General features: G+C 65.3%; 9 protein-coding genes. 4 read left to right on the top strand and 5 right to left on the bottom strand.

From position 1 onward, the window contains the following. The first annotated feature begins 93 nt into the window (after positions 1 to 93). Positions 94 to 771 (top strand): FadR/GntR family transcriptional regulator, encoded by a 678-nt coding sequence (locus OIE68_RS11875; RefSeq protein WP_062982273.1) that lies wholly within the window; start codon positions 94 to 96, stop codon positions 769 to 771. Positions 772 to 776: 5 nt separating this feature from the next. Here OIE68_RS11875 and OIE68_RS11870 read toward each other — a convergent pair whose 3' ends face one another. Further along, entirely contained in the window at positions 777 to 2,012 is a 1,236-nt protein-coding gene (locus OIE68_RS11870; RefSeq protein WP_327099433.1) for a helix-turn-helix domain-containing protein, read from the bottom strand. 251 nt (positions 2,013 to 2,263) lie between these two features. Here OIE68_RS11870 and OIE68_RS11865 point away from each other — a divergent pair, with 251 nt between their 5' ends. From OIE68_RS11865 to OIE68_RS11855, 3 genes are all read left to right on the top strand, one after another. Then, the gene (locus OIE68_RS11865; RefSeq protein ID WP_419150765.1) at positions 2,264 to 3,382 is read left to right on the top strand and encodes an esterase/lipase family protein; all 1,119 of its coding nucleotides are present in this window, start codon (positions 2,264 to 2,266) and stop codon (positions 3,380 to 3,382) included. A 1,182-nt stretch (positions 3,383 to 4,564) separates the two neighbouring features. Next, a complete protein-coding gene (locus OIE68_RS11860) occupies positions 4,565 to 6,583 on the top strand; it encodes a hypothetical protein (RefSeq protein WP_327099431.1) in 2,019 nt (672 codons plus the stop codon). Positions 6,584 to 6,738: 155 nt separating this feature from the next. After that, positions 6,739 to 8,160, top strand: coding sequence for an MFS transporter (locus tag OIE68_RS11855; RefSeq protein ID WP_327099430.1), 1,422 nt, complete (start codon positions 6,739 to 6,741; stop codon positions 8,158 to 8,160). A 2-nt stretch (positions 8,161 to 8,162) separates the two neighbouring features. Here the strand turns inward: OIE68_RS11855 and OIE68_RS11850 are convergent, their stop codons facing one another. From OIE68_RS11850 to OIE68_RS11835, 4 genes are all read right to left on the bottom strand, one after another. Then, positions 8,163 to 10,256, bottom strand: coding sequence for an AMP-binding protein (locus tag OIE68_RS11850; protein WP_327101642.1), 2,094 nt, complete (start codon positions 10,254 to 10,256; stop codon positions 8,163 to 8,165). A 456-nt stretch (positions 10,257 to 10,712) separates the two neighbouring features. Next, on the bottom strand, positions 10,713 to 11,621 hold the full coding sequence (locus OIE68_RS11845) for a UbiA family prenyltransferase (RefSeq protein WP_327099429.1): 909 nt from the start codon (positions 11,619 to 11,621) through the stop codon (positions 10,713 to 10,715). A 2-nt stretch (positions 11,622 to 11,623) separates the two neighbouring features. Continuing rightward, positions 11,624 to 13,003: a cytochrome P450 gene (locus OIE68_RS11840; protein ID WP_327099428.1), complete on the bottom strand. Its 1,380-nt coding sequence runs from the start codon at positions 13,001 to 13,003 to the stop codon at positions 11,624 to 11,626. Then, positions 13,000 to 14,019: a polyprenyl synthetase family protein gene (locus OIE68_RS11835; RefSeq protein WP_327099427.1), complete on the bottom strand. Its 1,020-nt coding sequence runs from the start codon at positions 14,017 to 14,019 to the stop codon at positions 13,000 to 13,002. Before OIE68_RS11835 ends, OIE68_RS11840 begins: the two co-directional genes overlap by 4 nt. Between the last annotated feature and the right edge of the window lie 17 nt (positions 14,020 to 14,036).

Here is a 14,036-nt window from a genome sequence, read left to right as displayed (position 1 = left end):
CGGATCCAGCCCCGAAGAAGTAAGGCTGTCAGGCTGTAAGACAGGTTGACTGTAATGGTGGTCACAGCTGCTGTCAATGCCATACTGGGTCGCGTGACGGTCGAGGAAGGGTACGTGCAGCGCATCGGCGCCACCGAAGCGGTCTTTCGTCGGCTGAAGAGCCTCATCCAGAGCGACGATTACGCGGTGGGCGATCGCCTGCCCGCGGAGTTGGCGCTGGCCAAGCAGTTCGGGGTGAGTCGGCCGGTGGTACGCGAGGCACTACATGCCTGCGCCATCCTCGGACTCACCGAAACTCACACCGGCCGAGGCACTTTCATCGTCTCCAAGAATGCCGATACCCAGCCGACCTTCGCGGGTGTCGGTGCCGGTGATCTGATCGAGGCGCGCCGGCTCGTCGAAATACCGGCCGCCGGATTCGCCGCCGAGCGCCGCACGCCGGAGCAGGTGCGGCAGCTGTTCGAGATCCTGGACAAGCTCGCGGCGGCCCCGGATGCGCACGAATGGGTCCGCTACGACGGCGAATTGCACACCGCGATCGCCGCCGCGAGCGGCAATACGATGCTGACCGCCATGGTGGCGGACACCCGCCGCGCGCTGGATCTGCAATCGGAGTTCTTGAACCTGACCCAGGACCGCCGCACCGATTCCGACCGCGAGCACGAGGCCATCGTGCGGGCCATCGAGGCCGGTGCGCCGGAGGCCGCGCGTGCGGCGATGACCGATCACCTGGAGCGAGTCGCCGAGACGGTCGCCCGGATCGGCGCCTGAGCGGCCTACCGTCGCGGTTCGGGCGGCTGGTGCGTGCGCTGGATCGTGAGTGATGCGGCGAGCAGGCGTGAGTTGTTCGGGTCGGCGGGATCGATACCGGTGAGTTCGGCAATGCGGCGCAGTCGATAGCTGAAGGTGTTGGGGTGCACATGAAGTCGTGCCGCCGCGGCTTTACGGTCGGATCCGTAGCGCAGATGTGCCTCCAATGCTTCCAGGAGATGGGGGTTGCTCAGCAGTGGGGTGATCCGCTCGCCCAGCCGGTCGCGGGCGTGGCCCGGTCGGGTGAGTTGGTATTCGAGCAGCAGATCGTCGAGTCGGTAGGTTCCGGTCGGGCGGCCGAGTAGGCGTGCGAGCGTTGCGAGTTCGGCGACTTCCGTCGCGGCTTCGGGCAGTTCGGCGCGCGGGACCGCCGGGCATTCGGCCAGATATGCCGACGCGCCGAATTGTTCGGCCAGCTCGGCCGCCAGCCCGGCGTAACGGGTCGACTCGGGTTCGTCGGAATACCTTGGGAGCAGAGCGATTCCGGTGGATCCGTCGAAGGTCACCAGGGCGGTGCCGTTGCTGATCGTGTCGAGGGTGCGGTGCAGGATCCGTATCCGTCGCCGGGCCAGCAGATCGGCGACGGAGGTGGACTGGTCGTCGGAATCGATATGGATGCCGAGCACCGTGTAGCGGTCGCTGAGCGGGGTGTCGGCACGGGCGGCCTGTTCATCGGCGGGTTGGCCGCGCAGCAGTGCTGAACACAGTTCGCGGCGGGCTTCCCGCTCGGCGTTGTAGATGGATTGTTCGACCGCCGTGTAGGTCTCGACGACGATGATATTGATGTGCTTGAGCAGATCGAGCAGGCGGGAGCCGACCTGGACCAGATCGGCCATTTCATCGGGCGTCGCGAGTGCGGCAGCTTCGGCGAGTACCGATTGCGCCGAGCCGTGGATTGCCTCGATCAGGATCGACAGCGGGAAGCGGTCTTCGGCATGCCGCTCAGCGACCGGTGCCACGAAGGTCGCGACCTCGGCTCCGGTGAATTCGCGGTCTTCGCCGATGGCGTGCAGTACGGCGCGGCCGCAGCCGTAGATGGCGGGCAGCACCTCCGCGGTGAAATGGCCCTCGGGCAGATCGGTCGCGGGTGGCGTCGCGCCGAGGCCCTCGGCGAGCATGCGCTCGGAGATCTGCGGCCACCGGGTCAGTAGCCGGGTCACCAATGGAGCGTCTCGGATGGCCGAGGTCGTAGCGATTGCCATGCGCCGATTGTTGCCGACGACAGTGGGCGGTTCAACGTTTCGGTTTTATCAACCAGAACTTTGTCGTCGACGACAAACCAGCGTGGAGTTATTCGTCATGGCGTGTAGTGACGTCGACTAAAGACCGTCCTAGATTTCGAATACCGCGTAATCACAATGGCGGCCATCACATTTCGTGCGATCTGTGACCTGTGGCATAGCGACCGGCGTGGGGCGGAACCGATCGGGATGGGAAGTACGAAATGTTTGCAATGAAGCAACGCGGCTGCCGCGCCTTCGCGGGTGCCGCCCTCATCGCTGGACTGTCCGTGGCGCATGGACTCGGATTCGGTACGGCGGGCGCGGTGCCCGCCGAATCCGATCAGCAAATCCTCGTCGAACAGATCAACGCGGGGCTGGCCCCGGCTCCGGACGGGCGCCAGCCACAGGCGATCGTGGATACCGGAAGCGGATCGGGCTGGGCGAAGAGCATCGCATCCAATACTGTCGGTGAAGGACCCGAAATGACCGCGGCCCTTGCGGCTTTCGCGTACGGTCTCGCGCACCCGGATGTCGCGCCGCCGGGTGCGAACCGGTGGGACTGCAAGCCGAGTGCCGAACATCCGAACCCAGTGGTGCTGTTGCACGGCACCTGGCTCAATGCCTTCGACACATTTGCCTATCTCTCGCCGCAGTTGGCGCGGGCGGGATTCTGCGTATTCGCCTTCAATTTCGGGCGATCGGGGCTGATGGAGGGCGGTGGGATCGGTGCGGTGCTGCCCGGTCGCTACGGGGTCGGGCCGATGGCCGAATCCTCGCGCCAGCTGGCGGATTTCGTGGAGCGGGTGCGCGCGGCCACGGGCGCGGAGAAGGTCGACATCGTTGGCCATTCGCAGGGTGGAACGGTGGCGAATCAGTATCTGAAATACGACGGAGGTGCCGATAAGGTCGGCAAGCTGGTCACTTTCGGTGCCACCCACCACGGCACGTCGTTGATGGGCATCGCGTTGCTGGGGCGGGCCATCAATAACCTCGGTGTGAATATCCTCGGTTTCTACGAGCCGATCGTCGGGCTGTCGAATATCGAACAGGCGGTGGGGTCTTCGTTCTATGCGCGGCTCAACGCGAACGGGGATACCGTCCCCGGTGTCGACTACACGGTCGTGGGGTCGCGGTACGACGAGGTCACCAACCCGTACAACTGGACATTCCTGCAGGCCGGGCCGGATGCCACGGTCGACAACATCACGCTGCAGGACGGCTGCGAACAGGATCTGTCCGACCACCTGACCATGATGTATTCACCGCGTTCGGCCTCCATCGTGCTCGAGGCCCTGGATCCCGCGCACCATTCGAATCTGGACTGCAGCTTCAACCCATGGTTGATCTGAGGTGGCGCCCTCTGAGTTCGACCGATGAACCCTGCCCGAACCGGCCGAGCTGGGCAAGGTGTGGACTTCCCAATCTCGGGAGGTTTGACGAGGTGAGTGAAAATTGACTGTGCCACTGTCCGTACTCGGGTCCATGCGAATCGGACCGTGGTTACGGGTCAGCACACCCGGTTGCACCTGACCGCGGTAACGACACAGCAGGAGACCTCGGTGATGCAGCGGTCGCGGTTCGACCCGGGCGAACTGCAGGCGATGGTGACGAGGTTGGAACGCCTCATCGCCGAAGCCAACCGAACCGTCGTCGAGCTGAAGGCCGCGATCGAATTCGCGGAGGTGGAGTCGGTCGCGGCGTCCGAAGAAGTGCGTTCGGATGCGGCATCGGTGGAAGTGCGTTCGGATGCGGCATCGGTGGAAGTGCGGTTGGATGCGGCATCGGTGGAAGTGCGTTCGGATGCGGCATCCGTGGAAGTGCGGTTGGACGGCGCATCTGCGGAGGTGTGGTCGGACGGTGCACCCGTGGGAGTGCAGTCGGGCGCGGCATCTGTGGAGGCGCGTTCGGTCGGCGCATCCGGAGATGTGCGTTCGGACGCGGCCTTCGCAGCAGCACAGTCGAATGTCGCGTCTGCGGCAATGCACTCGGAAACCGCATCAGGTCGACCGACGCCAGACCTACCCACCGCAAGTCGGCGCCGCCCACTCGTGCGCGAGCCCGCACCAACTCCGTGGTCCCGTCGGACAGTGGACACCCCCTGGTCACAACGCACCGTCCGTCCGCGCCCGGCGAAACCGAACGCACCCACCGAACCCGCCACATTCCCTGCACCGGAACCGATCCCAGCCCCACCGATAATCCAGCGAACCCTGTCTCGACAACCCACCGCGATCCGCACGGGCCCCGAGTCGGCCGTATCGGCACCGACTGGTTCACTGCGCGAGACCGCGAAACCGGAAGCGATTCGAGCGTCGACGGATGTCCAAGCGCCGAAGGTAGTTTCGCCACCGATGAATGTTCGGCCGCCGGGTCCTCTGCCGCCATCGGTGAATGTTGCGGAGCCCGTCGCGGTGCCAGTGGCGGCGGATGTCGGGGCACGCCCAACTCCACCTCTGCCAGTCGATGTTCGAGAACCTGAGACGGCACGACCGCAGCCTGTCGATGTTGGCGAGCCGGACGGTACGTCGCAGATGCTGAATACTGCCGAGCCCGCGGCCGCGACGCTACCGGCAGACGTTCGGGAGCTGGAGGCAGGTCCGCGGCCGACTGATGTTTCGGAACCCGAGACGGTACGCCCGCCGGTGGATGTCGCGGCGCTGGACCAGGTGCCATTCCCGGCTGACGTCGCGGAGGCGCTACCGGCAGATGACCGCGAGTTGGAGGCAGTGCCGCTACCGGCCGATGTTGCGGCGCCCGCGGCGGAGGCACTGCCGGAGGATGTTCGCGAACCCGAGGCTCTGTCGCTTCTGGTGGATGTTTCGGAACGCGAGTCGATACCCGCGCCGGTGGAGAATATCGAGGCATCTGCGGCTGTGCCGTTGCTGGCGGATGCTGCGCTGCCTGCGGCCGTGGCGTCACCGGGAGATGTTCGGGAACAGGAAGCCGTGTCGGCACCGAGTGGTCCGCTTGGTGAGTCCGCGAACCGGGAGGCGATTCGACCGTCGACGGATGTTCGAGCGCCGGAGGCGGTTTCGCCGGCCGGGGATGTTCGGCCGCCGGATCCTCTGCCGCTGTCGGTGGATATTGCGGAACTCGTGCCGATGAAGGTCGGGGAACGCCCGGCTCCAACTCTGCCGGCCGATGTTTTGGATCCCGAGTCGGTGCGCCCGCCGATGGATATTGCGGCACCTGCGGCTGTGCCGTTCTTGGCGGACGCTGCCGAGCCTGCAGCGGTGGCGCTACCGGCGGATGTTCGGGAACCCGAGTCGGTGCCGTTGTCGGCTGATGTCGCGGAGCCTGCGGCGGTGGCACTACCGGCAGATGTTCGGGAACCCGAGTCGGTGCCGTTGTCGGCTGATGTCGCGGAGCCTGCGGCGGAGGCACTACCAGCGGATGTTCGCGAACCCGAGGCTCTGTCGCTTCGGGTGGATGTCAGTGGGGCGGACGAAGTGCCACTGCCAGCTGACGGTTCAGTTCCCGAGTCACGACGTGCGCCGGTGGAAATGGAGGCGCCCGGGGCGGTGTGGTTGCCAGCAGATGTTCGGGAGCCTGAGGCTCTGCCGCGACCGGCTTACATTTCGGAACCCGAGATGGCACGCCCGCTGGTGGATTTTGGGGCGCCCGAGGTGGTCCCGTTGTCAGCGGTTCCTGCCGAGCCTGCGGCAGCGGCGCTACCGGCGGATGTTCGGGGGCCTGAGGCAGTGCCGGTACCGGCGGACGTTCCGGAGCCCGACGTGGTATCGCTGCCCGTTTATGTGCAACAACCCGATTCGGTACCGCTACCGGTCTACGTGCGAGAGCCCCAGGTGGTGTGGCCGCCCGCGGAGGACCTGGAGCCGCGGACTGTACCGCTGCCGGTCTATGTTCAGGAATCCGAGACGGGACGACTTCCGACCTATCCCGACATCGAGATGCTGTGCTCCCGTGGGGATTCCGTCGATTCGGCGACATCAACGACCGCTGTCGAGTTGGCGGCGCAGCATGGTCTGGACATCGTCGGATTCGATGGGCCGAATGTCGACAAGTATGTTGTCCGGGAGGTGACGGCAGCGGTGGACGACATGCTCACCAGGTATCCGATTGCCTTGCGTGGCATACGGATTACTGATCCGGCCGATGACGCGCCCGCTGTGCGCGGGCCGTCTCCGGCATTGCCGCAATCGGATGCGTCGGCGATTTGGATGGTGCTCGATGGGGGTGCCTTGGCGACCTTGGTCCCGACGGCCGGAAGTGCGCGGCCGCGCAGGTGGTTGCGGCGGCGGCGCAATGCCGATCGGCCGGTGTATGCAGCGGTTGTGCGTGAGTTCGGTTGTGCGCTCGATGTCGCGGGGGACTTTCGGGCCAGGCACGAGGCGCAGCGTCGACTGATTACCGAATCACTGCGTGGCACTGCGGATCTCACCTTCAACCCGCTGGATCCGAGCCTCGCCCTGCTCGATGCCTTCACCGATGTCGCGCTGCACGGGGATCGGGCGGGGAAGTTGGCGAAGGAGTTGCACGACATGTTGGTGAAGATGGCGCGAGCCGAGTCGACCGACCTGTCGGCCTGATCGGGCCGAAGGGCGAGCCTCGACTTGGGCCGGTTCACAAGATGGGTGACGGTCGGCTTGTGTGTTGACGGAGTCTTTATCGCTGACCTGCGGTAGCTACCGGATTGTTCGTTACCGTCATCGCGTTCGATTGCCCGCGTTCGGGAGGATCAGCTGTGACGGAGATCGGGACGCAACGATCCGACAAGCGGGCGGGCGGCGAATTCGGCGCGTGGCTCGCCTTCACCGGCTGCCTCATCGCGGTATTCATGCAGATGATCGACGTGACCATCGTCAATACCGCACTACCGAATCTCACCGCAGACCTGCGAGCCTCACAATCGGCGCAGGTGCTGGTTGTCTCCGGCTATTCGCTGGCCTTCGCGTGCACGCTGCTGACCGCGGCGCGGATCGGCGCCATCTTCGGCCGCCGCGCTGTATTCCTGGTCTCGGTCACGGCATTCACCGCGGCCTCGGCGTGGTGCGGAATGTCCACCAGTGCAGCCGAACTGGTGATCGCGAGAATCGCCCAGGGGGTTGCGGGTGCCGGGATGGCGGCGCAGACCATTGCCATCCTTATCGCGAGCTTCCCGCCGAATCGACATCGACAGGTCTTCGCGCTCTACGGTGCGACCGCCGGATTCGCTGGAATGCTCGGGCCGATCCTCGGCGGTGCGCTGGTCACCGCCGATATCGGCGGACTCGGTTGGCATTCGATATTCCTGATGAATCTGCCCATCGGCGTGCTCGCCTTCGTTCTCGGCTTCAAATATCTGCACCTCGGCAGGCCACTGGAACGCGATCGCCTCGACCTGGGCGGCGTGGCATTGTCCACCATGAGCCTGTTCGCCCTACTTGCCGCCCTTGCGGACATTCAGCAGAATGGTTGGCGGCCATGGCCTTTCGGCGTAGTCGCCGCATCCTTCGCGCTGGGTGCGGTGTTCTTCGTCTACGAGCGCAGGCTGGTCCGGCGCGGCGGCAGTCCGCTGGTGCGCCTGGATCTGTTCGCCGATCGCGGTTTCGCCATCGGTGCGGCGCTGGTGGCGAGTTTCTTCGGCCTGTTCACCGCATTCGTCTTCACCGTATCGATCACCCTGCAGGACGAATTGCATTGGTCCGCACTGCGCACCGGTGTGGCGATGACTCCATTCGCACTCGGCGCGGGCACCGGTGCCCTTGCCTCGATGCTGCTGGTAAAGCGTTGGGGGGTGAGGGCACTCGCATTCGGCATTGCGATGTACGGATGCTGCGTGGCAATCGGCGCGGCATATCTGCGCCTCACCGCAGGCGAGGTGAATCTCGCGTTGGCACTCGGCCCGGTCTTCATCGCCGGATTCGGGGTCGGCCTGTTCGGTGTGCAAGTGCAACCGCTGATGCTGGCGGGTTTGGAGCAGCGCCAAATGGCCGAAGCATCCGGGCAACTGCCCACCATCGAGCAGATCGGCAATGCGGTCGGGCTCGCACTGCTCAGCGTCGTGTTCTTCCGCACCCACACCCTGGACGGCAGCATTGCCATGCTGGCGGTCATCGCGGTCGTCGCCATCGCCATGGCGGTGCCGACCCTGGCGTTGCCCGCACCGTCGCAGGAACCCACATAAGGTCAGGCAGAGCCGGTGGTGCCCAGTGGAGACGGTTCGCCGGGCTCGGATCCGATGAGCAGCCGCTTGAGAATCTTTCCGGTTTCGCCGCGGGGGAGTGCATTGAGGAAGGTGACATCGCGCGGTACGGAGAAACGGCTGAGCCGGTTGCGAATGTAGGACCGGATCATATCCGAATCCAGGCCCGAGCCTTCGCGTTTCACCACGAAGGCGGCCAGGCGCTGCCCGAATTCGGTATCCGGGACGCCGACCACGGCGACCTCGCTGACCTGCGGCAGATGTGCGAGCGCCTCCTCGACCGGACGTGGGAAGACATTCTCACCGCCGGAGATGATCATCTCGTCGTCGCGTCCCGCGATGAACATGCGGCCCGCGACATCGAGATAGCCGAGGTCCCCGGTGTCGAGCATGCCGTCGGCCTCGGCGGGTGGCGCCGCATTCACGTAGCCGTCGAACAGCATATGGTTCCCGACGAAGATACGCCCGGTGACACCGACCGGAACCGGACGCTGATCCGGACCGAGCACCGCGACCTTGGTGCCGAGCGGCGGTCGCCCTGCGGTGGTCGGTGCGGTGCGCAGGTCGTCGGGGGTCGCGATGGTGGCCCAGGAGACCTCGGTGGAACCGTAGACGTTGTAGAGGATCTCGCCGTAGGTATCCATGAATCGCAGCACGGTAGCCCCGGCCAATGGTGCGCCGCAGCTGATCACGGTGCGCAGGCTGCACGTGTTGTAGCGAGCACGCACGGCGGTGGGCAGATCGAGGATGCGATTCACCATCGTCGGCACCACGATCATGCTCTCGACCTGGTGTTCGGCGACCAGGCGCAGACAGTCCTCCGCGTCGAACCGCTCCGGCAACACCACCGTTGCACGCAGCGCCGTGCTGAGCTGCAGCCCGGCCAGACCCCAGGTGTGGAACAGCGGGGCCGGGATCAGCATTGCCGCATCCATTGCGAGCGGAATTCGCGACAGCAGCGCTGCGATGGTGCCGAAACCCTTCGGATGGGGGCGGCGCGCACCCTTCGGTGTGCCGCTGGTTCCCGAGGTCAGCACGATCAGCCTGCCGGGCTGTGTCGGGATGCGAAATTCGGACTGCTCCATGGCGATCAGGTCGTCGATGGTGGAACGCCCCGGTACCGGCGGGCGACCGTCGGTATTGAACCGCGGCAGATCGGTATGCAGATAGCGGACCAGTTGTTCCAGATCACCGTCGACGAATAGCGCCGAAAGCCGGTGGCGCTGCACGATTTCTTCGATGCGCCGCCCGGACAGCCCCGCATTCAACAGCGCGACGTCGACCCCGAGTTTCCCGGCGGCGACCATGGTTTCGACCATGCCCGCATGGTTGCGCGACAGCAACCCCACCGCGTCACCGGACGCGAGCCCCAGGGTTGCCATGGCCCTGGCCAGCGCATTCGTGCGTTCATGCATCTGAGCGAAGGTGCGGGTACCGGAGTCGTCGACGACAGCGATCCGATCCGGCGAATGCCCGGCTCCCGCCGCGTACCCGCCCGCCAGATTGAAACCCCATTTCGCCAGGGAGCGAACCTGTTTGATGCTGGTCGCGGGGTTGGTGGGCCGCGCGACACCGGTACTCATGATCTGCTTGGCCACCCCTACCTGCCGCCGCAGCGGTGAATTCTCGGCATTGACCGCTACCGAGGTGTGGGCGCCGCGAATGACGTCGACCGCATGCCGCAATCCGCTGTCGACCCATGCCACCACTGCGGCATTGGACTGCTCCGGCAGCAGCGGATGCATCCGGCCCGGTGCGAACAGGGTGATGACGATCTTGGTGCGCTTCTCGTCGCCGCGCAGGCGAACCGAGGCGAAACTGCCGGTGCCGAGGCATTCCAATTCGAAACTCTCGTACCAGCGACACACTCGGAACCGCACCTGATGAGTGCGTATTCCGGATTCCGGGGTGCCGACCCGCACCTCCAGAATGCCGTTGTCGGTACGGGATTCCACGCGTTCGCAGCCGCCGATGCCGGCGAATAACCGTGGATAGGTCTGCGGTTCGAGCAGCAGATCCCAGAGCGCTTGCCGGGCGATCGCGAATTCCGCGCCCACATCGATGATGTCGGTAACCAACTCATGCACTTCTCGTCGGCCGGTTCGAACAGCTCGGGTCGGCGGGAAACCCCTATAGACGCAAGTATGCGAGGCGCCCCCCGTGTTGCCCACCATTCACTGCGAAGTTGGGGCCGCGCCCAACCGTCAACCGGGACCGATGTGAATGACCCCAACAATCGCCGGAATCCACCCGGCGGGCCTCGCGCACCCACCCTAGGATCGATCACAATGCACACGTTGCCCAATAATGTTGTGCCCCAATCGGATTGCCCAAATGTTCAGGCAAACCTAAGCTGGGAACACATGGTGATCACCGGGCACCGTCGCCGACACCGTGTCTCGAATACTCGAAGGCGCGACACCGAGGCCGCAGTCGGTGCCGCTGGAGTAGTGGTGTTCGAGGGCAGGCCGCGCTCATCCGGTTCGGGTAATCCGATCCCTCCCTGGATCTGCGTGGGCGCGTCCTGCCGAGGATTACGTTCCGAAAGCGAGGACCGCGCTGGCCAGAGTCAGGCAGTACCAGTAGGTATAGAGCAGGTAGGTGGTGTGGTCGGCACGGCGATCGCGCCGCCGGAGCACACGGTAGGCGATGACGAAGGACAGCAGCGCTGCGGCCACTTCGACCAGTGCCGCGGGGGCCGGTGCGTCCCGATAGACGAGGAAATACATGGCAACCGGATAGATCACGAATGCCGCCGCGAAGAACCGGCGGCAGGCCGGCTCTCCGAAAACCACTATGGCGGTGCGTCTTCCGACCGCCACATCACCGTCGATATCACGCAGATCTTGCAGGGATACCAGCACACTCAGGGGTATGGCGATCGCCACGATCCAGGTCCAGGCCACCGGCGTCAGGGGAGTCACGATTTGCCAGGCCGCCGCGAGTTGGGCGATCGTGCCCGCGACCATTGCGGCATTCTTACCCCACAGTGCGCGGGCACCGCCGAAGTGATTGTGGAAGGCCCACGCCACTATCCAGAGCACCGTCCATTCCAGGACCTGCAGCGCCGCACCCAGCGCGAGGAAGGCGGCAGTGACCCAGACCAGCCGCCACTTGGCGCCCTGCGGGGTGACGAGTCCGACGACGAGCGGCCGGTGCGGCTTGTTGTGGCGATCCTCCTCGATCCCGGTCAGCTGGTTCGACAGGTTGAACGTGTAGATGTAAAGCCAGAAATAGACCAGACATTCGGCCAACACCAGCGGCAGTGCCGCGACACCCGCATTAGTGCTCGCCCATGCGGCGACGGCGAAGGTCGTCGCGGGTACAACGGTTGCCGTCAGATCGCCTGCGCTGAACGACCAGCAGATGTGGAACTCACGCAGTAGGCCGCTGGTCAGCACGCCGACCCTGCGGCGCGCGACCGCTTCGGGGGGTGCGGCCATATCTATCTACCCGGCTCCGATGCGGATGCATTGACGGCCACCGGATCTCGACGCCACACCCGCATGCCGAGTTTCGTCGGTGCGGGCAGATGCGCGAGCGATACGGGCACAGGCCGAGTCGACAGCGGAGCGACGCGCCAGCGTGCCGCGATCGTCGCCAGTGCCAAACTGGCCTCGACCAGTCCGAACTGGTCACCGATGCAGCGTCGTGCACCGGCGCCGAAGGATATGAACAGCGTTCGGTCCGGCTCCGCGCCGATCCACCGATCGGGCACGAATTCGCCTGCCCGCTCATAGATTTCATCACGCCGGTGAATGACGTGCGGACTGACCGCGACGGTCGTGCCCGCCGGGAGCGGAACGCCGTCGAGGGTGGTATCCGCCGAAACCACCCGGGTGAGCAACCATCCGGCCGGATACAACCGCAGCGTTTCGGTCACCACCCGATTGACGACCGGCAGGTTCGGCAGATCCTCGTAGCGGGCCGTGTCATTGTTCAGCACGGTATCGACCTCTTGCTGAACCTGCCGTCGTATCTCCGGATTTTGTCCGAGCAGATACAGCGCCCATGTCAATGTGCTCGCGGTGGTTTCCGCACCCGCGAACAGGAACGTGAATACCTGGTCGATCAGTTCCTCGTCGGTCATCGCGACCTGCGCGCCGGTGGAGTCGGGATCACGGGCGCGCATCAGCGAGGACAGCAGGTCACCGTGGTCCTGATTGTCGGCCCGCCGCTGTTCGATGAGTTCGGCGGCCACCGCCCGCAGTCGGTTCCGGGCCTGGTAGTAGCTCCGGTTCGCCGGTGTCGGCAGTCGATTGGCCATCGGCGGCAGCACCATCCGCCGGAATATGCTCCCGGCAATTGTCGCGAAATCGTCGGCGACCTGCTGAACCGAGGTCTCCGGAAACGACGAGGAGAACATCGTCCGAACCGCCACCCGGACAGTGAGTTTCGACATTTCCGCGCCGAGCTGGATTCGCTGTCCGTCCTGCCAGGAACCGATCACGTTTTCGATCGAGTCGACCATGGCCTCGGAGTATCCGGGCATACGCCCCGGTTGGAACGCGGGTTGGCTCAGGCGGCGCTGTCGGCGGTGCCTGCTGTGCGGGCAGGTTCCGATGCCATCGCCCGCGACCTCGCGGGAGCGATCGTAGAGTGGTCCGCCGCGGTCGAAAGTGCGGTCGTCCAGGAGCACCACCCGGGCCAACTCGGGATCACAGACCACCACGACCGGCAGCGGACCCAATTGGACTCGGCTGAGGCGGCCGTGCGTGGGGAGTGACGATAGAAATCCGATCGGGTCGGTGAGGAAACGGATGCCGTGACCGAGAATCGGGACAGTGTTCGGAGCTAGCGGGATCGACTCGATCGGGTTCTTCATGCGGACCTGCTCGTCATCATCGCGGCGAGTAGTCGAAGATCCTCGGTGGCATCGTCGGCGGATACGCCGGTCAGGCAGTCCAACGCGGCGTCGAGCTCCCGCCGGGCTTCCCGTTCCGCCCACTCGCGTGCTCCGGTGAGTTCGATCAGGCAGGCGATCCGGTGCAGCGTTTCGGTATCTCGGCCGACGTCTCGATACAACTCGCGCAGCGCATCCGCGGTGGGCCCGGTCGAATCCAGTGCCCGCGCGATCGGCGGGGATTTCTTGCGGTTGGCGAGGTCTGGGTACAGCGGCTTCCCGGTCACGCTCGGATTGCCCCAGATGCCGAGCATGTCATCGATCAATTGGAATGCGATGCCGAGATGGTGTCCGAATTCGGCCAGCGCTCTGGCTTGTTCCTGGTCGGCGCCACCGGCGATCGCGCCCATCTCGCAGGCGCAGGACAACAGTGCCGCGGTCTTCGACTCGATCATGGCGAGGGATTCGTCGAGCCCGCCGGTCTCGCGGTGTTCCAACTCGTCGATATCTGCGGCCTGTCCGTTGCATAGGGCGTCGAGGGCTTTCGACAGCAGCGTGATGCCGGGGCGGCCGACCATCTCGTTGATCGCCATGGCCAGTAGCGCATCTCCCGCGAGCTGGGCGCCACGTTCGCCGAAGACCGACCAGGCCGCTCGGCGGTTGCGCCGCTGCTCGTCGCCGTCCATCAGGTCGTCGTGCAGTAGTGAAAAATCGTGCACGAGCTCGACCGCGACGGCCTCGGTGACACCGTGCGGTGGTTCTGCGGCTGCTACGGCTTTGGCGGATGCCAGCACCAGCGCCGGACGGATCGACTTGCCGACCTGCTTGCTCGGCCGACCCGTGGCGTCCAGCCAGCCGGCGTGGTAGCCGACGATCATTCGAATCGGTGGGGCAATGCGGTCCAGGGAGGAGCGGTATGCGGGCTCGACCAGCCGCCTGGCCTCATCGAGCACCGTGGCCGCGGTTCGCGACTCGGATTCGTACCTGGTGATGCCCACTACCCGTCCTTCGATGC

The sequence above is a fragment of the Nocardia vinacea genome (assembly GCF_035920345.1).
GTDB lineage: Bacteria > Actinomycetota > Actinomycetes > Mycobacteriales > Mycobacteriaceae > Nocardia > Nocardia vinacea_A.
This window is presented reverse-complemented; position numbering and strand designations above follow the sequence as displayed.

Bases quoted from the DNA above. Each gene is read 5' to 3' on its own strand.
- OIE68_RS11870 (WP_327099433.1), bottom strand. From the start codon at position 2,012: ATGGCAATCGCTACGACCTCGGCCATCCGAGACGCTCCATTGGTGACC.
- OIE68_RS11865 (WP_419150765.1), top strand. From the start codon at position 2,264: ATGAAGCAACGCGGCTGCCGCGCCTTCGCGGGTGCCGCCCTCATCGCT.
- OIE68_RS11860 (WP_327099431.1), top strand. From the start codon at position 4,565: ATGCTGAATACTGCCGAGCCCGCGGCCGCGACGCTACCGGCAGACGTT.
- OIE68_RS11845 (WP_327099429.1), bottom strand. From the start codon at position 11,621: ATGGCCGCACCCCCCGAAGCGGTCGCGCGCCGCAGGGTCGGCGTGCTG.
- OIE68_RS11840 (WP_327099428.1), bottom strand. From the start codon at position 13,003: ATGAAGAACCCGATCGAGTCGATCCCGCTAGCTCCGAACACTGTCCCG.